Below are 328 nucleotides of genomic sequence, written 5' to 3'. Positions count from 1 at the left end.
TCCGGCACCGCCGCGGCCTCCCGGTCCGTGGTCAGCGCACTCACACGAATGCCCGTACCCGCAAGGGTCGGAAGAAGACCGTCGCCGGCAAGAAGAAGGCCGGTAAGTGACCGCTGCTCGTTCCGGCCGAGCCGGATGCCGTCCATGGTGCGGACGGGCATCGACGAGCGAGGGACGAGCGAGTCGCGGGCGAGGACGGCATCCGGCTCGACCGGAACGCTCCCAGCGCTGACTTTCACAGACTTTTTCGGACAGGAGTACCGCACACATGCCACCAGCCAAGGGTCGTCAGACCAAGGTGCGCCGCAAGGAGAAGAAGAACGTCGCT

1 pseudogene is annotated in these 328 nt (G+C 66.2%); it reads left to right on the top strand.

The annotated features are described in order from the left end of the window. Positions 1-110, top strand: a pseudogene (gene rpsM, locus E1269_RS32025) (30S ribosomal protein S13); the annotation flags it as partial. Positions 111-328 lie beyond the last annotated feature (218 nt).

It is taken from the genome of Jiangella asiatica (assembly GCF_004349065.1).
Lineage (GTDB): Bacteria > Actinomycetota > Actinomycetes > Jiangellales > Jiangellaceae > Jiangella > Jiangella asiatica.
Note: the sequence above shows the minus strand (reverse complement) of the source record. Positions and strands in the feature narration are given on the sequence as shown.